At 57.8% G+C, this 21,261-nt stretch carries 23 protein-coding genes; 18 read left to right on the top strand and 5 right to left on the bottom strand.

Annotated features, from left to right (window positions below; translation table 11 throughout):
• Nucleotides 1–242 precede the first annotated feature (242 nt).
• On the bottom strand, nucleotides 243–626 hold the full coding sequence (gene panM, locus RRF55_RS18540; RefSeq protein ID WP_002920810.1) for an aspartate 1-decarboxylase autocleavage activator PanM: 384 nt from the start codon (nucleotides 624–626) through the stop codon (nucleotides 243–245).
• A gap of 423 nt (nucleotides 627–1,049) precedes the next feature.
• Between panM and livK the strand changes: the two genes are divergently transcribed.
• The 12 genes from livK to ugpQ all read left to right on the top strand — a co-directional run bounded on the left by livK (nucleotide 1,050) and on the right by ugpQ (nucleotide 11,884).
• Nucleotides 1,050–2,159 (top strand): high-affinity branched-chain amino acid ABC transporter substrate-binding protein LivK, encoded by a 1,110-nt coding sequence (gene livK, locus RRF55_RS18545; protein ID WP_002920808.1) that lies wholly within the window; start codon nucleotides 1,050–1,052, stop codon nucleotides 2,157–2,159.
• A gap of 61 nt (nucleotides 2,160–2,220) precedes the next feature.
• Entirely contained in the window at nucleotides 2,221–3,147 is a 927-nt protein-coding gene (gene livH, locus RRF55_RS18550) for a high-affinity branched-chain amino acid ABC transporter permease LivH (RefSeq protein ID WP_002920807.1), read from the top strand.
• Nucleotides 3,144–4,421, top strand: a complete 1,278-nt coding sequence (livM, locus tag RRF55_RS18555) for a branched chain amino acid ABC transporter permease LivM (protein WP_004174005.1) — start codon at nucleotides 3,144–3,146, stop codon at nucleotides 4,419–4,421. The genes livH and livM overlap by 4 nt, the downstream gene beginning before the upstream one ends.
• Nucleotides 4,418–5,185, top strand: a complete 768-nt coding sequence (gene livG / locus RRF55_RS18560; protein ID WP_002920803.1) for a high-affinity branched-chain amino acid ABC transporter ATP-binding protein LivG — start codon at nucleotides 4,418–4,420, stop codon at nucleotides 5,183–5,185. Before livM ends, livG begins: the two co-directional genes overlap by 4 nt.
• Before the next feature lies 1 nt (nucleotide 5,186).
• Nucleotides 5,187–5,900, top strand: coding sequence for a high-affinity branched-chain amino acid ABC transporter ATP-binding protein LivF (gene livF, locus RRF55_RS18565; protein ID WP_004145133.1), 714 nt, complete (start codon nucleotides 5,187–5,189; stop codon nucleotides 5,898–5,900).
• Nucleotides 5,901–6,063: 163 nt separating this feature from the next.
• Nucleotides 6,064–6,285, top strand: coding sequence for a type II toxin-antitoxin system Phd/YefM family antitoxin (locus RRF55_RS18570; RefSeq protein WP_004174006.1), 222 nt, complete (start codon nucleotides 6,064–6,066; stop codon nucleotides 6,283–6,285).
• Nucleotides 6,282–6,650 carry a type II toxin-antitoxin system death-on-curing family toxin gene (locus RRF55_RS18575; protein ID WP_002920800.1) on the top strand — a complete coding sequence of 123 codons (369 nt, stop codon included), beginning with the start codon at nucleotides 6,282–6,284 and terminating at the stop codon, nucleotides 6,648–6,650. Before RRF55_RS18570 ends, RRF55_RS18575 begins: the two co-directional genes overlap by 4 nt.
• A 272-nt stretch (nucleotides 6,651–6,922) precedes the next feature.
• Nucleotides 6,923–8,239, top strand: coding sequence for a sn-glycerol-3-phosphate ABC transporter substrate-binding protein UgpB (gene ugpB / locus RRF55_RS18580; protein ID WP_004174008.1), 1,317 nt, complete (start codon nucleotides 6,923–6,925; stop codon nucleotides 8,237–8,239).
• Between the two features lie 106 nt (nucleotides 8,240–8,345).
• Complete coding sequence (gene ugpA, locus RRF55_RS18585) at nucleotides 8,346–9,233, top strand: sn-glycerol-3-phosphate ABC transporter permease UgpA (protein WP_002920792.1); 888 nt, start codon at nucleotides 8,346–8,348, stop codon at nucleotides 9,231–9,233.
• A complete protein-coding gene (gene ugpE / locus RRF55_RS18590) occupies nucleotides 9,230–10,075 on the top strand; it encodes a sn-glycerol-3-phosphate ABC transporter permease UgpE (protein WP_004185988.1) in 846 nt (281 codons plus the stop codon). The genes ugpA and ugpE overlap by 4 nt, the downstream gene beginning before the upstream one ends.
• Before the next feature lies 1 nt (nucleotide 10,076).
• A complete protein-coding gene (locus RRF55_RS18595; protein WP_004150074.1) occupies nucleotides 10,077–11,147 on the top strand; it encodes a sn-glycerol-3-phosphate import ATP-binding protein UgpC in 1,071 nt (356 codons plus the stop codon).
• A complete protein-coding gene (gene ugpQ / locus RRF55_RS18600) occupies nucleotides 11,144–11,884 on the top strand; it encodes a glycerophosphodiester phosphodiesterase (RefSeq protein ID WP_087791940.1) in 741 nt (246 codons plus the stop codon). Before RRF55_RS18595 ends, ugpQ begins: the two co-directional genes overlap by 4 nt.
• 23 nt (nucleotides 11,885–11,907) lie before the next feature.
• On the opposite strand, the gene RRF55_RS18605 is transcribed toward ugpQ, so the two are convergent.
• Nucleotides 11,908–12,228 carry a DUF2756 family protein gene (locus RRF55_RS18605; RefSeq protein ID WP_004150073.1) on the bottom strand — a complete coding sequence of 107 codons (321 nt, stop codon included), beginning with the start codon at nucleotides 12,226–12,228 and terminating at the stop codon, nucleotides 11,908–11,910.
• 123 nt (nucleotides 12,229–12,351) lie between these two features.
• Between RRF55_RS18605 and ggt the strand changes: the two genes are divergently transcribed.
• Complete coding sequence (gene ggt, locus RRF55_RS18610) at nucleotides 12,352–14,094, top strand: gamma-glutamyltransferase (RefSeq protein ID WP_023285604.1); 1,743 nt, start codon at nucleotides 12,352–12,354, stop codon at nucleotides 14,092–14,094.
• An 89-nt stretch (nucleotides 14,095–14,183) separates the two neighbouring features.
• Here ggt and yhhY read toward each other — a convergent pair whose 3' ends face one another.
• Nucleotides 14,184–14,660: an N-acetyltransferase gene (yhhY, locus tag RRF55_RS18615; protein ID WP_072145336.1), complete on the bottom strand. Its 477-nt coding sequence runs from the start codon at nucleotides 14,658–14,660 to the stop codon at nucleotides 14,184–14,186.
• Between the two features lie 239 nt (nucleotides 14,661–14,899).
• Complete coding sequence (locus RRF55_RS18620; RefSeq protein WP_064179148.1) at nucleotides 14,900–15,553, bottom strand: bactofilin family protein; 654 nt, start codon at nucleotides 15,551–15,553, stop codon at nucleotides 14,900–14,902.
• A gap of 264 nt (nucleotides 15,554–15,817) precedes the next feature.
• Here RRF55_RS18620 and RRF55_RS18625 point away from each other — a divergent pair, with 264 nt between their 5' ends.
• The 5 genes from RRF55_RS18625 (at nucleotide 15,818) to gntU (ending at nucleotide 20,832) form a co-directional block, all read left to right on the top strand.
• Nucleotides 15,818–16,855, top strand: a complete 1,038-nt coding sequence (locus RRF55_RS18625) for an oxidoreductase (protein WP_439419154.1) — start codon at nucleotides 15,818–15,820, stop codon at nucleotides 16,853–16,855.
• Between the two features lie 121 nt (nucleotides 16,856–16,976).
• Nucleotides 16,977–17,672, top strand: a complete 696-nt coding sequence (locus RRF55_RS18630; protein WP_002920779.1) for a pirin family protein — start codon at nucleotides 16,977–16,979, stop codon at nucleotides 17,670–17,672.
• Nucleotides 17,673–17,785: 113 nt separating this feature from the next.
• Nucleotides 17,786–18,781 (top strand): gluconate operon transcriptional repressor GntR, encoded by a 996-nt coding sequence (gntR, locus tag RRF55_RS18635; RefSeq protein ID WP_032415768.1) that lies wholly within the window; start codon nucleotides 17,786–17,788, stop codon nucleotides 18,779–18,781.
• 180 nt (nucleotides 18,782–18,961) lie between these two features.
• On the top strand, nucleotides 18,962–19,492 hold the full coding sequence (gene gntK, locus RRF55_RS18640) for a gluconokinase (RefSeq protein ID WP_002920775.1): 531 nt from the start codon (nucleotides 18,962–18,964) through the stop codon (nucleotides 19,490–19,492).
• The gene (gene gntU, locus RRF55_RS18645; protein ID WP_002920773.1) at nucleotides 19,492–20,832 is read left to right on the top strand and encodes a gluconate transporter; all 1,341 of its coding nucleotides are present in this window, start codon (nucleotides 19,492–19,494) and stop codon (nucleotides 20,830–20,832) included. The genes gntK and gntU overlap by 1 nt, the downstream gene beginning before the upstream one ends.
• Here the strand turns inward: gntU and RRF55_RS18650 are convergent.
• Nucleotides 20,829–21,191 carry a hypothetical protein gene (locus tag RRF55_RS18650; RefSeq protein WP_020325126.1) on the bottom strand — a complete coding sequence of 121 codons (363 nt, stop codon included), beginning with the start codon at nucleotides 21,189–21,191 and terminating at the stop codon, nucleotides 20,829–20,831. The genes gntU and RRF55_RS18650 overlap by 4 nt on opposite strands.
• Between the last annotated feature and the right edge of the window lie 70 nt (nucleotides 21,192–21,261).

The following is a 21,261-nucleotide window of genomic DNA, read 5'->3' on the forward strand; positions in this document are numbered from 1 at the left end:
TGCGTTGTCTGCGGCCCTCAACCCCGGTCACTTACTGATGTAAGCTCCCGGGGATGTCGGGTCTTGACGCCTTTTTGCAACGCGAAATGCTGGGTTAAATGGGGGGCGCCTTTCACGCCGCAAATGCGTTGTCTGACTCCGGTCGCGCTGCGCTTACCGGGGCTACAGTCGCCAGGTAGCCCGGCTAAGCGAAGCGCCGCCGGGTTCTTCCTTGGTCATGCTCCGCTTATTGGGGCTACGGCTTAATGCTTTTCCCAACCATTCTGCTGGGCGCTAAAGCCGAGCGCCTGCATAAAGGCCGCCATCACGCCGCGGTCCTCCACCCCATGGTCGGCGACGCGCCAGCTATTGATCGCCGGGTTATCACGCAATGTCTCTTCCACTAAGTATTGTCCGACGCCGCGGCGGCGGGTCACTTCACGCACGCACAGATCGCTGAGCTCACCTTCGACGCCGCGCAGGGTAACGCGCACGGCGCCCAGCAGGCGCTCGTTAAAGCGGGCGGCGTAGAGACGATGGTTTTCATCAAGGGTCAGCGTCGACAGATCCTGCGACGGCCAGATTTTCCCCAGATCAATGCGATCCTGATCGCTGAAGTGCTGTAAACGGATAATGGTCAGTTTCATGGGCGGCAAATCCAGTGCAAAACAGAGGCGCCAGTGTACCCAAAATTGCTGTCTGGCGGAGCGCTGTTTTTTGCGCGTACATCAGGGGATTCGTTTTCCTGGCGTTGTCAGGGTAGCGCAATCCGTCATGGATCGAAAAATAAGCAGAATTTTAACCTAATGTGCAGCGTTTTATTCCGCCTTATGTATCGTTATTTTATGCTGCAGGATGGACTTTTTTTTGTTTATCTTCACCAAAATACAGAATATTATCTTTGCTTAATCGACTGAAAAATAGAGGTTTTAATCTGTTTTTTAGTGAAAAACTGCGCTAAACCATTAAACTCAATGGTAAAAATGGCGTTGTTTAATAAAAGCACAGAATGCTTTTTAACCATAAAAATACAAAACATTTACACCACATCACGAACGGGGTTCTGCAGCATGAAAAGGAACGCGAAAACCATCGTCGCGGGCATTGTCGCATTAGCGATGTCGCACGCGGCGATGGCCAAGGATATTAAGGTCGCCGTGGTCGGCGCGATGTCGGGTCCAGTGGCCCAGTGGGGCGACATGGAGTTCAATGGCGCGCGTCAGGCGATTAAAGACATCAACGCCAGCGGCGGCATTAAGGGCGACAAGCTGGTGGCCGTCGAATATGACGACGCCTGCGATCCGAAGCAAGCGGTCGCGGTGGCCAACAAAATCGTCAACGACGGCATTCAGTACGTTATCGGCCACCTGTGCTCCTCTTCCACCCAGCCGGCTTCCGACATCTATGAGGATGAAGGCATCCTGATGATCTCCCCCGGGGCGACCAACCCGGAGCTGACCCAGCGCGGATACCAGTACATCATGCGTACCGCCGGCCTCGACTCCTCGCAGGGGCCGACCGCGGCGAAATATATCGTCGAGAAAGTGAAACCGCAGCGTATCGCCATCATTCATGACAAGCAGCAGTACGGCGAAGGGCTGGCGCGTTCGGTGCAGGACAACCTGAAGAAAGCCGGGGCCAACATCGTCTTCTTCGATGGCATCACCGCGGGGGAAAAAGATTTCTCCGCCCTGCTGGCGCGCCTGAAGAAAGAGAACATCGACTTCGTCTACTACGGCGGCTACTACCCGGAAATGGGCCAGATGCTGCGCCAGGCGCGCTCCGTCGGGTTGAAAACCGTGTTTATGGGGCCGGAAGGGGTCGGCAACGCCTCGCTGTCCAATATCGCGGGCGCCGCGGCGGAAGGCATGCTGGTGACAATGCCAAAACGCTACGATCAGGACCCTGCCAACAGCGCCATCGTCAACGCGCTGAAAGCGGAGAAGAAAGATCCGAGCGGACCGTACGTCTGGATCACCTATGCCGCCGTTCAGTCGCTGGCGCAGGCGATGGACAGAACCGGCAGCCAGCAGCCGCTGGATTTAATCAAAGATTTGAAAGCGCACGGGGCGAAAACCGTGATTGGGCCGCTGACCTGGGATGAAAAAGGCGATCTGAAGGGATTTGAGTTTGGTGTCTTCCAGTGGCACGCCGACGGCTCTTCGAGCGCGGCGAAATAAGCGCTGAAGACGAGTTATCCCTCCGCCCGCGAACCGCGGGCGGTTTGAAAAAGGTTACCTTATGTCCGAGCAGTTTCTCTATTTTCTGCAGCAGATGTTTAACGGCGTCACGCTGGGCAGTACCTATGCGCTGATCGCCATCGGCTATACGATGGTGTACGGCATTATCGGCATGATCAACTTCGCCCACGGCGAGGTCTATATGATTGGCAGCTATGTCTCCTTCATGATCATCGCCGCGCTGATGATGATGGGCATTGACACTAGCTGGCTGCTGGTCGCCGCCGGATTCGTGGGCGCCATTGTGATTGCCAGCGCCTACGGCTGGAGCATTGAGCGCGTGGCCTATCGGCCGGTGCGTAACTCCAAGCGCCTGATTGCGCTGATCTCCGCCATCGGGATGTCTATCTTCCTGCAGAACTACGTCAGCCTGACCCAGGGCTCCCGCGACGTGGCGCTGCCGAGCTTGTTTAACGGCCAGTGGGTCGTCGGCCACAGCGACAGCTTCTCCGCGACAATCACCACCATGCAACTGGTGATCTGGGTGGTGACCTTTATCGCCATGCTGGCGCTGACGCTGTTTATTCGCTATTCGCGAATGGGCCGCGCCTGCCGCGCCTGTGCGGAAGATCTGAAAATGGCGAGCCTGCTGGGCATCAATACCGACCGCGTAATTGCGCTGACCTTCGTCATTGGCGCAGCGATGGCGGCGGTGGCCGGCGTGCTGCTGGGGCAGTTCTACGGCGTGATTAACCCCTACATCGGCTTTATGGCCGGGATGAAGGCGTTCACCGCCGCCGTGCTCGGCGGGATCGGCAGCATCCCTGGCGCGATGATCGGCGGCCTGATCCTGGGTATTGCCGAGGCGCTCTCTTCCGCCTATCTCAGCACCGAATATAAGGACGTCGTTTCCTTCGCGCTGCTGATTCTGGTGCTGTTAGTGATGCCGACCGGCATTCTGGGCCGCCCGGAGGTGGAAAAAGTATGAAACCGATGCAAATTGCAATGGCGCTGCTCTCTGCCGTGATGTTCTTCATTCTGGCGGGCGTCTTTATGGGCGTGCAGCTGGAGCTGAACGGCACCAAACTGGTGGTCGATACCGCCGCCGATATTCGCTGGCAGTGGATCTTCATCGGTACCGCGGTGGTCTTTTTCTTCCAGCTGCTGCGGCCGCTGTTCCAGAAAGCGGTTAAGAACGTCTCCGGGCCGAAGTTTATTATGCCGGCGATTGACGGGTCGACGGTGAAGCAGAAGCTGTTCCTGATAGCCCTGCTGGTGATTGCCGTGGCCTGGCCGTTTATGGTGTCGCGCGGCACGGTGGATATCGCCACCCTGACGATGATCTATATCATCCTCGGCCTCGGGTTGAACGTGGTGGTCGGCCTTTCCGGCCTGCTGGTGCTGGGCTACGGCGGGTTCTATGCCATCGGCGCGTATACCTTTGCGCTGCTGAACCACTATTACGGTCTCGGCTTCTGGACCTGTCTCCCGCTGGCCGGCCTGGTCTCCGCGGCGGCCGGTTTCCTGCTGGGCTTCCCGGTGTTGCGTTTGCGCGGCGACTATCTGGCGATTGTGACCTTAGGCTTCGGCGAGATCGTGCGCATTCTGCTGCTCAACAATACCGAGATCACCGGCGGGCCGAACGGCATCAGCCAGATCCCGAAACCGACCTTCTTTGGCCTCGAATTTAGCCGCAGCGCCCGCGAAGGCGGCTGGGATACCTTCAGCAACTTCTTCGGCGTCAAATACGATCCCTCCGACCGGGTGATTTTCCTCTACCTGGTGGCGTTGCTGCTGGTAGTGCTCAGCCTGTTCGTCATCAACCGCCTGCTGCGAATGCCGCTGGGCCGGGCGTGGGAAGCGCTGCGTGAAGATGAGATCGCCTGTCGTTCGCTGGGCCTGAGCCCGACGCGCATCAAGCTGACCGCCTTTACCATCAGCGCCGCGTTTGCTGGCTTCGCCGGCACGCTGTTCGCCGCGCGCCAGGGCTTCGTCAGCCCGGAATCCTTTACCTTCGCCGAGTCAGCCTTTGTGCTGGCGATCGTCGTGCTGGGCGGGATGGGCTCGCAGTTCGCGGTGATCCTCGCGGCTATTCTGCTGGTGGTCTCGCGCGAGTTGATGCGTGACTTCAACGAATACAGCATGTTAATGCTCGGCGGCCTGATGGTGCTGATGATGATCTGGCGTCCGCAGGGGCTTCTGCCAATGACGCGCGTGCAGTTGAAGCTGAAAAACGGTCAGGCGAAAGGAGAGCAGGCATGAGTCAGCCATTATTATCCGTTAGCGGCCTGATGATGCGTTTCGGCGGTCTGCTGGCCGTCAACAATGTGTCGCTGGAGCTCAGAGAGCGCGAGATCGTCTCGCTGATCGGCCCCAACGGCGCCGGGAAGACCACCGTCTTTAACTGCCTGACCGGTTTTTACAAGCCCACCGGCGGCACTATTCTGCTGCGCGACCAGCACCTGGAAGGGCTGCCGGGTCAGCAGATTGCGCGGATGGGCGTGGTGCGGACCTTCCAGCACGTGCGCCTGTTCCGCGAAATGACGGTGATTGAAAACCTGCTGGTGGCGCAGCATCAGCAGCTGAAAACCGGGCTCTTCTCCGGCCTGCTGAAAACGCCGGCCTTCCGTCGGGCGCAGAGCGAAGCGCTGGACAGGGCCGCCACCTGGCTGGAGCGTATCGGCCTGCTGGAGCATGCCAACCGTCAGGCCAGCAACCTGGCCTACGGCGACCAGCGTCGGCTGGAGATTGCCCGCTGCATGGTGACCCAGCCGGAAATTCTGATGCTCGATGAACCGGCGGCGGGGCTGAACCCGAAAGAGACCAAAGAGCTGGACGAGCTTATCGCCGAGCTGCGTAACCATCACAACACCACCATCCTGCTTATCGAACACGATATGAAGCTGGTGATGGGCATTTCCGATCGCATCTACGTCGTGAACCAGGGAACACCGCTGGCCAACGGGACGCCGGAAGAGATTCGTAATAACCCGGACGTGATCCGCGCATACCTTGGTGAGGCATAAGATGGAAAACGCGATGTTAACTTTTGACAACGTCAGCGCCCACTACGGCAAGATTCAGGCGCTGCACAACGTCAGCCTGCATATCAAACAGGGCGAGATCGTCACGCTTATCGGCGCCAACGGCGCGGGGAAAACCACCCTCCTCGGCACGCTGTGCGGCGACCCGCGCGCCTCCAGCGGGCGCATTGTCTTTGACGGTAAGGATATTACCGACTGGCAAACCGCGAAGATCATGCGCGAGGCGGTGGCGATCGTTCCGGAAGGGCGGCGCGTCTTTTCGCGTATGACGGTGGAAGAGAACCTGGCGATGGGCGGTTTTTTTGCCGACCGCGATCAGTTCCAGACCCGCATCAAATGGGTGTATGAGCTGTTCCCGCGTCTGCATGAACGCCGTATTCAGCGCGCCGGCACCATGTCCGGCGGCGAGCAGCAGATGCTGGCGATCGGTCGCGCCCTGATGAGCCAACCGCGCCTGCTGCTGCTGGATGAACCGTCGCTGGGGCTGGCGCCGATTATCATTCAGCAGATTTTCGACACCATCGAGCAGCTGCGCGAGCAAGGGATGACGATCTTCCTGGTTGAGCAGAACGCCAACCAGGCGCTGAAGCTGGCCGACCGCGGCTATGTGCTGGAGAACGGCCACGTGGTGCTGGAGGACACCGGCGACGCGCTGTTGGCCAACGAGGCGGTGCGCAGCGCCTATCTCGGCGGTTAATTCATCGCAACCCGGCGTCGTTCACTTCGCCGGTTTGTAGCCCGGGCGAGGCGCTTGCGCCGACCCCGGGAGCCGATCGCACGAATACATTTAAAAGAGCCTGTTGGCTCTTTTTTTGTACATGTATGTTGTACAATAAAAGAGTACAGCTTTGGAGGTTTTTATGAGAACGGTTAACTATAGCGAAGCCCGGCAAAATCTGGCCGATGTGCTGGAAAGCGCAGTGACAGGTGTACCTGTGACCATTACCCGTCGTGGGCATAAATCTGCAGTCATCATTAGTGCAGAAGAGTTTGAACGCTACCAGGCGGCCAGAATGGATGATGAGTTCGCGGCTATCATGGCGGTTCATGGTGATGAGATCAGGGAGCTTGCGGATAAATGACGCTGCAGATTATCTCAGCGGAAGAGATAATACAGTTTCACGACAGGCTGCTCCGCGTCACGCCTGGCGTTGCCGGTATGCCCGATCCGGGGCGTGCCGAAGCGATAATGTATAGGGTGCTAAACAAAATTGAATATGAAGGTGTGACAGACGTGTGGCGACTCGCTGCGATGCATCTGCTGGCGATTTCTCGCGGTCATATATTTAATGATGGTAATAAGCGTACGGCACTGTTTATCACCCTGCTTTTTTTAAAGCGAAATGGAATTATATTGCCAGCGAATCCAGACTTCGTCGGCATGACCGTCGAGGCAGCAGCAGGGCAACTTACCCTGGAACAGATTGTCGCGCGTTTGCGTGGATGACGGTTAACTCGTTGCAACCCGGCGGCTTCGCCGGTTTGTAGCCCGGGCGAGGCGCTTGCGCCGACCCCGGGAGCCGACCGCACGAATATTATCCGTGTCTCAGCTCCCACTTTACTTCCCCCGTCCTTTCATCGGCTTGTCATCTCTCTGACCCGTTACTATCTTTTTTTTGTAATAAAAAAGTTATTTTTCTGTAATTCGAACATGTCATGTTACCCCGCGAGCATAAAACGCGTGAAATCGCGCATCCGGCACAACAAGAGAGATAACCGATGATATCGTTACGACATACAGCTTTAGGACTGGCGCTGAGCCTGGCTTTTGCCGGTCAGGCCCTGGCGGTTACCACCATCCCATTCTGGCACTCAATGGAAGGCGAGCTGGGTAAAGAAGTGGATTCTCTGGCGCAACGCTTTAACGCGGCCAATCCTGATTACAAAATCGTTCCGGTATACAAAGGCAACTACGAGCAGAGCCTGAGCGCCGGTATCGCCGCCTTCCGTACCGGCAACGCGCCGGCTATCCTTCAGGTGTATGAAGTCGGCACCGCCACCATGATGGCGTCAAAAGCCATTAAGCCGGTCTACCAGGTGTTTAGCGAGGCGGGCATCAAGTTTGATGAATCGCAGTTCGTACCGACGGTGGCCGGGTATTACACCGATTCGAAAACCGGCCATCTGCTCTCCCAGCCGTTTAACAGCTCTACCCCGGTGCTCTACTACAACAAAGACGCCTTCAAAAAAGCCGGCTTAGATCCGGAGCAGCCGCCGAAGACCTGGCAGGATCTGGCGGCCTATACCGCGAAGCTGAAAGCCGCCGGGATGAAGTGCGGCTACGCCAGCGGCTGGCAGGGCTGGATCCAGATTGAAAACTTCAGCGCCTGGCACGGTCTGCCGGTGGCCACGAAGAATAACGGCTTCGACGGTACCGACGCGGTTCTTGAGTTCAACAAGCCGGAGCAGGTGAAGCATATCGCGCTGCTCGAAGAGATGAACAAGAAGGGCGATTTCAGCTACTTCGGGCGTAAAGACGAGTCTACCGAAAAGTTCTATAACGGCGACTGCGCCATTACCACTGCCTCGTCCGGCTCGCTGGCCGATATCCGCCAGTACGCCAAATTTAACTACGGCGTCGGCATGATGCCTTACGATGCCGACGTGAAAGGCGCGCCGCAGAACGCCATCATCGGCGGGGCCAGCCTGTGGGTGATGCAGGGCAAAGACAAAGAGACCTACACCGGCGTGGCGAAGTTCCTCGACTTCCTGACCAAACCGGAAAACGCCGCCGAGTGGCACCAGAAAACCGGCTACCTGCCGATCACTACCGCGGCCTACGATCTGACGCGTCAGCAGGGCTTCTATGATAAGAACCCGGGCGCCGATATCGCTACCCGCCAGATGCTGAACAAGCCGCCGTTGCCGTTTACCAAAGGTCTGCGCCTGGGCAACATGCCGCAAATCCGCACCATCGTCGATGAAGAGCTGGAGAGCGTGTGGACCGGCAAGAAAACCCCGCAGCAGGCGCTGGATTCCGCCGTGCAGCGCGGGAACCAGCTGCTGCGTCGCTTCGAGCAAGCGACTAAATCGTAATCTGTAACTTGCCCGGTGGCGCTGCGCTTACCGGGCCTACGATGTGCCCTATGTAGGCCGGGTAAGGCGTAGCCGCCACCCGGCATTGTTCAGGAACCCAATCTCAATGTCATCATCCCGTCCGGTATTCCGCTCGCGCTGGCTGCCCTATGTGCTGGTCGCGCCGCAGCTGATTATCACGTTGATTTTCTTTATCTGGCCCGCAGGCGAAGCGCTGTGGTACTCGCTGCAGAGCGTCGATCCCTTTGGCCTTTCCAGCCAGTTCGTCGGCCTGGATAACTTCGTTGCGCTGTTCCACGATCCGTACTACCTGGACTCGTTCTGGACCACCATAAAATTCAGCGCCCTGGTGACCGTCAGCGGCCTGCTCATTTCACTGTTTTTCGCCGCGCTGGTCGACTATGTGGTGCGCGGTAGCCGCTTTTATCAAACGCTGATGCTGCTGCCGTACGCCGTGGCCCCCGCCGTCGCGGCGGTGCTGTGGATCTTCCTCTTTAACCCCGGGCGCGGGCTGATCACCCATTTCCTCGGCGAGCTGGGCTACGACTGGAACCATGCGCAGAACAGCGGCCAGGCGATGTTTCTGGTGGTCTTCGCCTCGGTGTGGAAACAGATAAGCTACAACTTCCTGTTCTTTTTCGCCGCGCTGCAGTCGATTCCGCGTTCGCTGGTTGAGGCCGCCGCCATCGACGGCGCCGGGCCGATTCGTCGCTTCTTTAAGCTGGCGCTGCCGCTGATTGCGCCGGTGAGTTTCTTCCTGCTGGTGGTCAACCTGGTTTATGCCTTCTTCGACACCTTCCCGGTGATCGATGCCGCCACCGCTGGCGGCCCGGTGCAGGCGACCACCACTCTGATCTACAAAATCTATCGCGAAGGTTTCGCCGGGCTCGATCTATCCGCTTCCGCCGCGCAGTCGGTGGTGCTGATGTTCCTCGTCATTATCCTGACGGTGGTGCAGTTCCGTTACGTTGAAAGTAAGGTGCGTTACCAATGATTGAGAACCGTCGCGGGCTGACGATTTTCAGCCACACTATGCTGATCCTGGGTATCGCCGTCATTTTATTCCCGCTGTACGTCGCCTTCGTGGCGGCGACGCTGGATAACAAATCGGTATTTGAAACGCCGATGACGCTGCTTCCCGGCGGACATCTGCTGGAGAACATGAAGACCATCTGGGTGAACGGCGTCGGCGTCAACAGCGCGCCGTTCTGGCTGATGATGCTCAACAGTTTCATCATGGCGTTCGCCATTACGGTCGGCAAAATCGTGGTGTCGATGCTTTCGGCGTTCGCCATCGTCTGGTTCCGCTTTCCGCTGCGTAACCTGTTCTTCTGGATGATCTTTATCACCCTGATGCTGCCGGTCGAGGTGCGTATTTTCCCGACGGTGGAGGTGATCGCCAACCTCAACATGCTCGACAGCTATGCCGGGTTAACGCTGCCGTTGATGGCTTCGGCCACCGCTACCTTCCTGTTCCGCCAGTTCTTTATGACCCTGCCGGACGAGCTGATTGAAGCGGCGCGTATCGATGGCGCTTCGCCGATGCGCTTCTTTCGCGACATCGTGCTGCCGCTGTCGAAAACCAACCTCGCCGCGCTGTTCGTCATCACCTTTATCTACGGCTGGAACCAGTATCTGTGGCCGTTGCTGATTATTCAGGATGTGAATCTTGGCACCGCCGTCGCCGGTATTAAAGGCATGATCGCCACCGGCGAAGGTACTACCCAGTGGAATCAGGTGATGGCGGCGATGCTGCTGACTCTGATCCCGCCGGTCGTCATCGTTTTAGCCATGCAGCGCGCGTTTGTGCGTGGCCTGGTCGATAGTGAGAAATAAAATGGCTGGTTTAAAACTACAGGCAGTAAGCAAAAGCTGGGATGGCAAAACCCAGGTAATTCAACCGTTGACGCTGGACGTGGCGGACGGGGAATTTATCGTCATGGTCGGCCCGTCGGGCTGCGGGAAATCAACGCTGCTGCGGATGGTCGCGGGACTGGAACGGGTGACCAGCGGCGATATCTGGATCGATCGTAAACGGGTGACCGAGATGGAGCCGAAAGATCGCGGCATCGCGATGGTGTTCCAGAACTATGCCCTTTATCCGCATATGAGCGTGGAAGAGAACATGGCGTGGGGGCTGAAGATTCGCGGCATGGGTAAGGGATTGATCGCCGAGCGGGTGCAGGAGGCGGCGCGCATTCTTGAGCTGGATGGTCTGCTCAAGCGCCGCCCGCGGGAACTGTCCGGCGGCCAGCGCCAGCGCGTGGCGATGGGCCGCGCCATCGTGCGTGACCCGGCGGTATTCCTCTTCGACGAACCGTTGTCAAACCTCGACGCCAAGCTGCGCGTGCAGATGCGTCTGGAACTGCAGCAGCTGCATCGCCGCCTGAAAACCACCTCGCTGTACGTCACCCATGACCAGGTGGAGGCGATGACCCTCGCCCAGCGGGTGATGGTGATGAACAAAGGCGTTGCCGAGCAGATCGGCACCCCGGTGGAAGTGTATGAGAAGCCAGCCAGCCGCTTTGTGGCGAGCTTTATCGGCAGCCCGGCCATGAACCTGCTGGAAGGGCGCATCAGCGATGACGGCGGTCGCTTTGAGCTGGCGGGCGGCATGCAGCTGCCGACGAATCATGAGCACCGGCGTCACGCTGGGCGTAAAATGACGCTCGGTATCCGTCCGGAGCATTTTATCTTAAGCTCGCAGGCGCAAGGTGGTATTCCGCTGCTGATGGACACCCTGGAAATTTTAGGTGCCGATAACCTCGCTCACGGGCGCTGGGGCGAACAGAAGCTGGTGGTCAGACTGCCGCACCAGCAGCGCCCGGCGGCAGGCAGCACGCTATGGCTGCATCTGCCTTTGGAACATCTGCACCTCTTTGATGGTGAAACAGGACAACGCGCATGAGTAACTGGCCTTATCCCCGCATCGTCGCCCATCGCGGCGGCGGTAAACTGGCGCCGGAGAACACCCTGGCGGCTATCGACGTCGGCGCCCGCTACGGGCACACGATGATTGAATTTGACGCCAAGCTGTCGAAGGACGGGCAGATCTTTCTGCTGCATGACGATAATCTCGAACGCACCAGCAATGGCTGGGGCGTGGCGGGAGAGCTGGCGTGGGACGATCTGCTGAAGGTCGATGCCGGTAGCTGGTTCAGCCGTGAATTTAAGGGCGAGCCGCTGCCGTTGCTCTCCCAGGTGGCGGAGCGCTGCCGTCGTCACGGCATGATGGCGAATATCGAAATTAAGCCGACCACCGGGCTGGGGCCGCAGACCGGCAGAGTGGTGGCGCTGGCCGCGCGCGATCTATGGCAAGGCATGACCGCGCCGCTGCTCTCCTCTTTTGAAATCGACGCCCTGGAGGCGGCGCAGGAAGCCGCGCCCGAGCTGCCGCGCGGGCTGCTGCTGGATGAGTGGCGCGATGACTGGCGCGAATTGACCACCCGGTTGGGCTGCGTGTCGATTCACCTCAATCACAAACTGCTGGATGCGGCGCGGGTGGCGAGCCTGAAACAGGCCAGCCTGCACATTCTGGTGTACACGGTCAATAAACCCCAGCGCGCCGCCGAACTGCTGTGCTGGGGCGTAGACTGCATCTGCACCGATGCCATTGATGTCATCGGGCCGAATTTCCAGCCTTAAGACGGATTTGCGGCGGACGACCTTTACGGATTAGTCTGCCGCAGCATTCCACCGTTGTTATTTGGCCGCACCTGCTGCGGCGCATTCAGATTGCCGCCCTGGGCCGCGCGCTGCTGATTAGTCTGCAGCTGGTTTTGCAAATGCTGCTGCTGCGAGCGGGTCTGATTGTTCAGATCCTGCTTCAGCATGCTCTGCTGCTGCTGTTGCTGGATCTTCATCTCATTTTGCATGCGCTGCTGGCTGGGGACCACGTAACCCGGCTGGTTAGGGTTGTTATTAATATTGATCGGCTGGGCTAATACGCCAAGCGGCATCAGCGCCGCCAGAAACAGAATCGCTTTCATGGTTTTCTCCTCCCGTGCGTGGGATCACTTAAGTGTACCTCGAATCTGCCATAACAATGATTTTTTAGGAGTTATCAACCAGGCTTAAGCGGGGAATGAAACCTACCTTTCAGGAGTAAGACAATGATAAAAACAACAATATGGCGTCAGGTGGTCATCGCTGCGTTGCTGGCGGGGGGCAGCTTTACCGTCGCCGCCAATCCGCCACCGCCGCCGGTCTCTTATGGCGTAGAGGAAGATGTGTTCCACCCGGTACGCGCCCGGCAGGGGATGGTGGCCTCGGTGGACGCGCTGGCGACCCGCGTCGGCGTGGATATCCTGCGCCAGGGCGGTAACGCTGTCGATGCGGCGGTAGCGGTAGGCTACGCGCTGGCGGTCACCCATCCGCAGGCCGGGAATATTGGCGGCGGCGGTTTTATGATGCTGCGGACTAAAGACGGCAAGACCACGGCGATCGATTTCCGCGAAATGGCGCCAGAGCAGGCCACCCGCGACATGTTCCTTGACGACCAGGGCAACCCGGACAGTAAAAAATCACTGACTTCGCATCTGGCCTCCGGCACGCCAGGCAGCGTCGCCGGTTTCTCCCTCGCGCTGGAAAAGTATGGCACCATGCCGTTGAACAAAGTGATCCGTCCGGCGATTAAGCTGGCGGAAGAGGGGTTTATCGTTAACGATGCGCTGGCGGACGATCTGAAGACCTACGGCAGCGAAGTGATCCCGCAGCATGAAAATAGTAAAGCGATCTTCTGGAAGAACGGCGAGCCGCTGAAGAAGGGCGATCGGCTGGTGCAGAAGAACCTCGGTAAGAGCCTGGAGCTGATTGCCGAGCACGGCCCGGACGCCTTCTATAAAGGGGCCATCGCCGACCAGATCGCTGACGAGATGAAAAAGCACGGCGGGCTAATCACCAAAGCCGATCTCGCCGGCTATAAGGCTGTGGAGCGTACGCCGGTTAGCGGCGAGTATCGCGGGTATGAGGTTTACTCTATGCCGCCGCCGTCCTCCGGCGGGATCCATATCGTGCAGATCCTCAATATCCTCGAAAACTTCGATATGCAGAAATATGGTTTTGGCAGCGCCGACGCCATGCAGGTGATGGCGGAGGCGGAGAAACACGCCTACGCCGACCGCTCTGAATATCTCGGCGACCCTGACTTCGTCAACGTGCCGTGGCAGGCGCTGACCAGCAAGGCTTACGCCAAAGCGATCGCCGCCGAGATTGATGTCAACAAGGCGAAGCCTTCCAGCCAGATCCGTCCGGGCAAGCTGGCGCCCTATGAAAGCAACCAGACCACCCACTTCTCGGTGGTCGATAAAGACGGCAATGCGGTGGCGGTGACCTATACGCTGAATACCACCTTCGGTACCGGCATTGTGGCCGGTGATTCCGGCATTCTGCTCAATAACCAGATGGATGATTTCTCGGCGAAGCCCGGCGTGCCTAACGTCTATGGTCTGGTGGGCGGCGACGCCAATGCGGTGGAGCCGAAAAAACGCCCGCTGTCGTCGATGTCGCCGACCATTGTGGTGAAAGATGGCAAAACCTGGCTGGTGACCGGCAGCCCGGGCGGCAGTCGGATCATCACCACCGTACTGCAGATGGTGGTCAATACCATCGATTTCGGGATGAACGTCGCGGAAGCCACCAACGCGCCGCGTTTCCACCATCAATGGCTGCCGGATGAGCTGCGGGTGGAGAAAGGCTTTAGCCCGGATACCCTCAAGCTGCTGGAGGCGAAGGGGCAGAAAGTGGCGCTGAAAGAGGCGATGGGCAGTACCCAGAGCATCATGGTGGGGCCGGACGGCATGCTGTATGGCGCCTCCGATCCGCGTTCGCCGGATGATTTAACGGCGGGGTATTGATGTGTTGCCCGGTGGCGCTGCTGCGCTTACCGGGCCTACAACTGTGCGAACGCAGGCCGGGTAAGGCGAAGCCGCCACCCGGCAACACGCTACTTCATTCTCGCCATATAATACGCATCCACATACTCACCGTTGCGCAGCGCGTAACGCCTGCCGGTGCCTTCGATCTCAAAGCCGTACTTCTTATACACCGCAATCGCCGGGGCATTATCGGCGAACACCGTCAGCTCAATACGCTCGACGCGCAGCCAGTTGTCGCACAGGTCGATCATCTCGCGCATCAGCGCGCTGCCGATGCCGCAACCCTGATGGCCGGCGGCAACCGCCATGCCAAAGGTTGCGACGTGGCTGCGCCGAGGGCGCGGCTCAACATGGAGAGACAGATGTCCGGCGACCTGCTCGTCCAGTGTCGCCACCAGATGAAAGGTATGGGGTCTGGGCTGTAGCTTCTCCTGCCAGGCTTCCATCGATGGATAGGGGATCTGTAGTGTGTCATGATAGACCTCCGGGTGCGCCATCAGCATACGTAAAGGTTCAGCATCGCGCGGTTCGGCATGGCGTATCACTATGTCACTCATTCCCTTATCCTCTTTTTGGTTACTGATTCCCCTTCACAATCTCTGACGGCGGCCGGGGAGTCAATGTTGTTTTTTGCAAAAAAAAGTAGACAAGTGCGAATGAGAATGATTATTATTGTCCTGCATTCAGGGAGACCCTTGCGGAAAGCCTGAAAGCACGACATTGCTCACATTGCTTCCAGTATTACTTTAGCCAGCCGGGTGCTGGCTTTTTTTTTGCTGCTATCTCAGGCGCTCTGCGGCCTGACGGGCTCCGCGTCGGTTTTGGAGGGTGCGTCTGCTACCAGACCGAGAATATGACTTTTGTTCTCCGCGGCGGCCAGCAGTTCAGCGCGACCGCTAAAAACGCCGCCTTTCTTGATCGCCAGCGCGCGATAGGCGAGGGTACCCTCCAGATGGCCGTGCTCCTCGATGGTGATGCTGTCGCCATGACACTGCCCCTGCACCTTGCCGTCAATTATTAGCTCCCGGCAGCTGACGTTGCCCTCCACCTGGCCTTCACGCATTACCTTAATCAAATGCTCTTTGGCCTCAATGTTGCCGGTGACCTGACCGTGGATATAGACATGGCCGCTGGCGACTATATTGCCGACGAAATGCACCCCGCTGGCGATGACCGTAGTCTCGTGTTTTTTGCTGGCGACCGCTTCGGGTTCTGGGTTAATTGCCGGAGGCGTGGCTGCTTCTGATATCTGAGGTTCCGTTTTATTTTTCTTAATAAACATCGCGTTAATCTTGTTCCGTTGGCTATGGAGGAGGAAAGCGATAAGCGCGCAGGCGGCCGCCAGGCGCGCCAGCGCGCTTGCATCGACAGACCAGGCGATCAGCGCGAGAAGCCAGAAAAAAAGGGCGCCGTTTATGGCGAGATACTGTTTGTCCATCAGCAGCGGCTGGCTACTCCGTTAGTCATCAGCAACCTCCTGGTTTGCTCTCCACTTATCCGCAGTTTTGCCATGGCGATCAAGGTTTTTTGGCGAAAACTGCTGATTTAATCACTTATTAATCAATAAGTTATTAATAATTGCGTATGAGTGATACTCGAACTATTTTCCTAACGAATCTTCACTGCAAGCAAACAGAGAGGATGAAGTGAGGGACCGGCTTGCGCTATGGTTGAAGGTAGCTCATTAACTAAGGACAGCGTTATGACTCTGCACTGCGCATTTATTGGCTTTGGTAAAAGCACCACCCGCTATCACCTTCCTTACGTTTTGCACCGCAAAGACCGCTGGCAGGTAGCGCACATTTACCGCCGCCGGGCGAAGCCCGAGGAGCAGGCGCCGCAGTATTCCCATATTCATTTCACCAGCGACCTTGATGAAGTATTAAACGATCCACTGGTCAAGTTGGTGGTGGTCTGCACTCACGCCGACAGCCATTTTGAATATGCGGAAAAGGCGCTGGAGGCGGGGAAAAACGTGCTGGTGGAAAAGCCGTTCACCCCGACGCTGGAGGAAGCAAAAACTCTGTTTGCCCTGGCGAACAGCAAAGGTCTGACGGTGACGCCCTATCAGAACCGCCGTTTCGACTCCTGCTTCCTGACCACCAAAAAGGTGATTGAGAGCGGGAAACTCGGCGAACTGGTGGAGATCGAAAGCCATTTTGATAACTACCGCCCACTGGCGGAGACCAACCCCGGCGGTCCGCAAAACGGCGAGTTCTATGGCCTTGGCGTGCATACCCTGGATCAGATCATTTCGCTGTTCGGCCGCCCGGACCATGTCTCTTACGATCTGCGCTCGCTGCGCAATAAAGCCAACCCGGATGACACCTTTGAAGCCCAGCTGTTCTACGGCGATATGAAGGCCATCGTTAAGACCAGCCATCTGGTGCAGATCGATTACCCGAAATTTATCGTTCACGGGCACAAAGGTTCGTTTGTGAAGTTCGGCATTGACCAGCAGGAGACCAGCCTGAAGGCCAATATCATGCCGGGCGAGCCGGGATTTGGCGCGGACGACAGCGTTGGCGAGCTGGTGTATGTCAACGAGGCAGGGGAGATGGTGCGCGAAGCGGTGCCGCTGGAGAGCGGCGATTACGGTCGGGTGTACGACGCGCTGTACGACACCCTCGTCAACGGCCAGCCGAATTACGTCAAGGAAACTGACGTTCTCACCAATATGGAGATCCTGCAGCGCGGCTTTGAGCAGCCTTCACCGGCCACCATTACCCTTACCCGATAAGTCAAATTGGCTCCTCTGCGCTTGTTCATATTTTTTGAACAGAGGAGTCAATTTTCACCCTCTATGATCGCCGGCGAAATGGGTCCACACTGACTCCATCGACAACATACGGGGGTGCAACATGATCTATTTACGCAAAGCGAACGAACGTGGCCACGCTAACCATGGCTGGCTGGATTCCTGGCATACTTTCTCTTTCGCCAACTATTATGACCCGAACTTTATGGGCTTCTCCGCCCTGCGGGTGATTAACGACGACGTCATCGACGCCGGTCAGGGCTTCGGTACCCACCCGCACAAAGACATGGAGATCCTGACCTATGTGCTGGAAGGGGCGGTGGAGCACCAGGACAGCATGGGCAACAAAGAGCAGGTGCCGGCGGGCGAGTTCCAGATCATGAGCGCGGGTACCGGGGTGCGCCACTCTGAGTACAACCCGAGCAAAACCGATCGTCTGCGTCTGTATCAGATCTGGATTATTCCGGAAGAAACCGGCATTACCCCGCGCTACGAGCAGCGCCGCTTCGACGCCGCCCAGGGCAAACAGCTGGTACTGTCGCCGGATGCGCGAGATGGCTCGCTGAAGGTGTACCAGGATATGGAACTCTATCGCTGGGCGCTGCTGAAAGATGAGCAGTCGGTTCACCAGATTGCCGCGGAACGCCGCGTGTGGATCCAGGTGGTCAAAGGCGAAGTGACCATCAACGGTACCAAAGCCACCACCAGCGACGGTTTGGCCATCTGGGACGAGCAGGCGATTTCGGTTCATGCCGACAGCGATAGCGAGATCCTGCTGTTCGATCTGCCGCCGGTTTGATAGTTATCTGAGCCAGGTTAAATAAATTGCGCAGCCTTCCCTCATGTTAGGGAAGGTTGCGCTTTGTCCGTGATAAACTGAGAAAATGTTTCCCGTTGATCACAGTCAGGACGATGAAAAAGAAAAGACCCGTACTTCAGGATGTAGCCGATCTTGTCGGCGTGACCAAAATGACGGTCAGTCGCTATTTACGCAACCCGGAGCAGGTCTCCGAAGCGCTGCGTGGCAAGATTGCCGTTGCCCTCGATGAACTGGGTTATATTCCCAATCGCGCCCCTGACATTCTTTCCAACGCCACCAGCCGCGCCATCGGCGTGCTGCTGCCGTCGTTAACCAACCAGGTCTTTTCGGAAGTACTGCGCGGTATCGAAAGCGTCACCGACGCCTTCGGCTATCAAACCATGCTGGCGCACTACGGCTATAAGCCGGAAATGGAAGAGAAACGCCTCGAATCGATGCTCTCCTGGAACATTGACGGCCTGATCCTCACCGAACGCACCCATACGCCGCGCACCCTGAAGATGATCGAAGTCGCCGGCATTCCGGTGGTGGAGCTGATGGACAGCCGGTCGCCGTGTCTCGATATTGCCGTCGGGTTTGATAACTTTGAAGCCGCCCGGCAGATGACCGCGGCGATCATCGCCCGCGGCCACCGCCATGTCGCCTATCTGGGGGCGCGTCTTGATGAACGTACTATCATCAAACAGAAGGGGTACGAGCAGGCGATGCTTGACGCCGGGATGACGCCCTACAGCGTGATGGTGGAGCAATCCTCGTCCTATTCTTCGGGGATTGAGCTGATGCGCCAGGCGCGCCGCGAATATCCACAGCTCGACGGCATTTTCTGCACCAACGATGACCTCGCGGTCGGCGCGGCGTTCGAGTGCCAGCGTCTGGGGCTGAAGATCCCCAATGATATGGCGATCGCCGGGTTCCACGGCCATGATATCGGCCAGGTGATGGAGCCGCGGCTGGCCAGCGTCCTGACCCCGCGCGAGCGAATGGGGCGCATCGGCGCCGAAAGGCTGCTGGCGCGCATTCGTGGTGAAGCGATTACCCCTAAGATGTTAGATTTAGGTTTCACATTGTCACCGGGCGGATCAATTTAAACTGACAAGTTTGAAGTAGATCACACATATTCACATCTGGCACGAATGGATATTGCTTCTCCACAGGTCCGGCATGACAATGTTACCGATAACAGTTACCCGTAACAATTAACCGATACGCCGCCTTCGCGCTGGATGAGTCAGCCCCGGCGCGGCGTACCAGTCCAGTGGGAGGACGCTTTGAGCACGACTAACCATGATCACCACGTCTATGTCCTGATGGGCGTTTCCGGCAGCGGAAAATCCGCTGTCGCCAGCGAAGTGGCGCATCAACTGCATGCCGCGTTTCTTGACGGCGACTTTCTCCATCCGCGCAGCAATATCACCAAGATGGCCTCCGGCGAGCCGCTCAACGATGACGACCGCACGCCGTGGCTGCAGGCGCTAAATGACGCCGCGTTCGCCATGCAGCGTACCAACAAGGTGTCGCTGATCGTCTGCTCGGCGCTGAAGAAGAGCTATCGCGACATTCTGCGCAAGGGCAACCCGAACCTCTCCTTCATCTACCTGAAAGGCGATTTCGACGTGATCGAAAGCCGTCTGAAGGCGCGTAAAGGGCACTTCTTTAAAACCCAAATGTTGGTGACGCAGTTTGAAACGCTGCAGGAACCAGGCGCCGACGAGAGCGATGTGCTTATCGTCGATATCGACCAGCCGCTGGAAGGCGTGGTGGCCAGCACCATCGAGGTGATCAACAAAGGCAGTCACTAGTGAGTACTTTAACGCTTGTTTTAACAGCAGTCGGCTCGGTATTGCTGCTGCTGTTTTTAGTCATGAAGGCGCGAATGCACGCCTTCGTGGCTTTGATGGTGGTTTCTATTGGCGCCGGTCTCTTCTCCGGCATGCCGCTGGATAAAATCGCGGCGACGATGGAGAAAGGGATGGGCGGTACGCTGGGCTTCCTGGCGATCGTCGTCGCGCTCGGCGCGATGTTCGGGAAGATCCTGCATGAAACGGGGGCGGTCGATCAGATTGCCGTCAAGATGCTCAAATCCTTTGGCCACAATCGCGCGCACTATGCGATTGGTCTCGCCGGTCTCATCTGCGCGCTGCCGTTGTTCTTCGAAGTGGCGATCGTACTGCTGATTAGCGTCGCCTTCTCGATGGCGCGCCATACCGGTACTAACCTCGTGAAGCTGGTGATCCCGCTGTTTGCCGGCGTTGCCGCCGCCGCGGCGTTTCTGTTGCCTGGACCGGCGCCGATGCTGCTGGCGTCGCAAATGCACGCCGACTTTGGCTGGATGATCCTGATTGGCCTGTGTGCGGCCATTCCGGGGATGATTATCGCCGGTCCGCTATGGGGCAACTTCATCAGCCGCTACGTCGAATTGCATATTCCTGACGACGTCACGGAACCGCATCTCGGCGAAGGCAAAATGCCCTCCTTCGGCTTCAGCCTGGCGCTGATCCTGCTGCCGCTGGTGCTGGTTGGCCTGAAAACCATCGCCGCGCGCTTTGTGCCGGTGGGTTCCACTGCCTACGAATGGTTCGAGTTTATCGGCCACCCGTTCACCGCGATCCTGGTGGCCTGCCTGGTGGCGATTTACGGTCTGGCGGTACGTCAGGGAATGGCGAAAGACCGGGTGATGGAGATTTGCGGCCACGCGCTGCAGCCGGCCGGGATTATTCTGCTGGTGATCGGGGCTGGCGGCGTCTTCAAGCAGGTGCTGGTTGACTCCGGCGTTGGCCCGGCGCTTGGTGAAGCGCTGACCGGAATGGGGCTGCCGATCGCTATTACCTGCTTCGTACTGGCGGCGGCGGTGCGTATCATTCAGGGCTCTGCCACCGTGGCGTGCCTGACGGCGGTCGGCCTGGTGATGCCGGTGATTGAGCAGCTGAACTACAGCGGCGCGCAGATGGCGGCATTGTCTATCTGTATCGCCGGCGGCTCGATTGTGGTAAGCCACGTGAACGACGCCGGCTTCTGGCTGTTCGGTAAATTTACCGGCGCCAGTGAAGCCCAGACGCTGAAGACCTGGACCATGATGGAAACCATCCTTGGCACCACCGGGGCGATTGTCGGTATGATCGCCTTCCAGCTGCTGAGCTAAGCCCGCTCATCTCCCGCTCGCGGGAAATAAAAAGCCAGGGTAACGCTGCTTACCCTGGCTTCTTTGCAATAAGCCGCCCTTTTTCCCTCTTTTCCTTGCCAGCTATTGGCCCTTATTAGCGCTACGACGATGCTCGTATCCCTCGTCAGCCCTTGCTGTGACTGGGTTTGTCGCTTTTTTTTGGCAAGCGGAAAAGCACCAGATTTCACGCTTAATCCATAATCAGGATCAATAAAATAGCGACGGAAAATATTCCATTCCCCGGGGGATTTCCCCGATAATCGTTGCGCTTTTGACGACGACCAGCGACGGTGGACAATGTGCAGGATAAGTTGCTTTTCTGATTGTTCAGCAATCATTGATTAATTTCACTTGCGACTTTAGCTGCATTTTGTAAGGTGAGGGATAATCCAGTTGGAAACTGGCCAG

This window comes from Klebsiella sp. K47, from assembly GCF_051858335.1.
GTDB classification, from domain to species: domain Bacteria; phylum Pseudomonadota; class Gammaproteobacteria; order Enterobacterales; family Enterobacteriaceae; genus Klebsiella; species Klebsiella pneumoniae.

Excerpts from the sequence above, each read along its gene's own strand:
- livF (WP_004145133.1), top strand. The coding sequence starts at position 5,187 with ATGGAAAACGCGATGTTAACTTTTGACAACGTCAGCGCCCACTACGGC.
- ugpA (WP_002920792.1), top strand. The coding sequence starts at position 8,346 with ATGTCATCATCCCGTCCGGTATTCCGCTCGCGCTGGCTGCCCTATGTG.
- RRF55_RS18630 (WP_002920779.1), top strand. The coding sequence starts at position 16,977 with ATGATCTATTTACGCAAAGCGAACGAACGTGGCCACGCTAACCATGGC.
- livG (WP_002920803.1), top strand. The coding sequence starts at position 4,418 with ATGAGTCAGCCATTATTATCCGTTAGCGGCCTGATGATGCGTTTCGGC.
- RRF55_RS18625 (WP_439419154.1), top strand. The coding sequence starts at position 15,818 with ATGACTCTGCACTGCGCATTTATTGGCTTTGGTAAAAGCACCACCCGC.
- ugpQ (WP_087791940.1), top strand. The coding sequence starts at position 11,144 with ATGAGTAACTGGCCTTATCCCCGCATCGTCGCCCATCGCGGCGGCGGT.
- RRF55_RS18570 (WP_004174006.1), top strand. The coding sequence starts at position 6,064 with ATGAGAACGGTTAACTATAGCGAAGCCCGGCAAAATCTGGCCGATGTG.
- RRF55_RS18575 (WP_002920800.1), top strand. The coding sequence starts at position 6,282 with ATGACGCTGCAGATTATCTCAGCGGAAGAGATAATACAGTTTCACGAC.
- panM (WP_002920810.1), bottom strand. The coding sequence starts at position 626 with ATGAAACTGACCATTATCCGTTTACAGCACTTCAGCGATCAGGATCGC.
- livH (WP_002920807.1), top strand. The coding sequence starts at position 2,221 with ATGTCCGAGCAGTTTCTCTATTTTCTGCAGCAGATGTTTAACGGCGTC.
- RRF55_RS18620 (WP_064179148.1), bottom strand. The coding sequence starts at position 15,553 with ATGGACAAACAGTATCTCGCCATAAACGGCGCCCTTTTTTTCTGGCTT.
- ggt (WP_023285604.1), top strand. The coding sequence starts at position 12,352 with ATGATAAAAACAACAATATGGCGTCAGGTGGTCATCGCTGCGTTGCTG.
- livK (WP_002920808.1), top strand. The coding sequence starts at position 1,050 with ATGAAAAGGAACGCGAAAACCATCGTCGCGGGCATTGTCGCATTAGCG.
- gntR (WP_032415768.1), top strand. The coding sequence starts at position 17,786 with ATGAAAAAGAAAAGACCCGTACTTCAGGATGTAGCCGATCTTGTCGGC.
- RRF55_RS18595 (WP_004150074.1), top strand. The coding sequence starts at position 10,077 with ATGGCTGGTTTAAAACTACAGGCAGTAAGCAAAAGCTGGGATGGCAAA.
- RRF55_RS18605 (WP_004150073.1), bottom strand. The coding sequence starts at position 12,228 with ATGAAAGCGATTCTGTTTCTGGCGGCGCTGATGCCGCTTGGCGTATTA.
- ugpE (WP_004185988.1), top strand. The coding sequence starts at position 9,230 with ATGATTGAGAACCGTCGCGGGCTGACGATTTTCAGCCACACTATGCTG.
- RRF55_RS18650 (WP_020325126.1), bottom strand. The coding sequence starts at position 21,191 with ATGATTGCTGAACAATCAGAAAAGCAACTTATCCTGCACATTGTCCAC.
- ugpB (WP_004174008.1), top strand. The coding sequence starts at position 6,923 with ATGATATCGTTACGACATACAGCTTTAGGACTGGCGCTGAGCCTGGCT.
- livM (WP_004174005.1), top strand. The coding sequence starts at position 3,144 with ATGAAACCGATGCAAATTGCAATGGCGCTGCTCTCTGCCGTGATGTTC.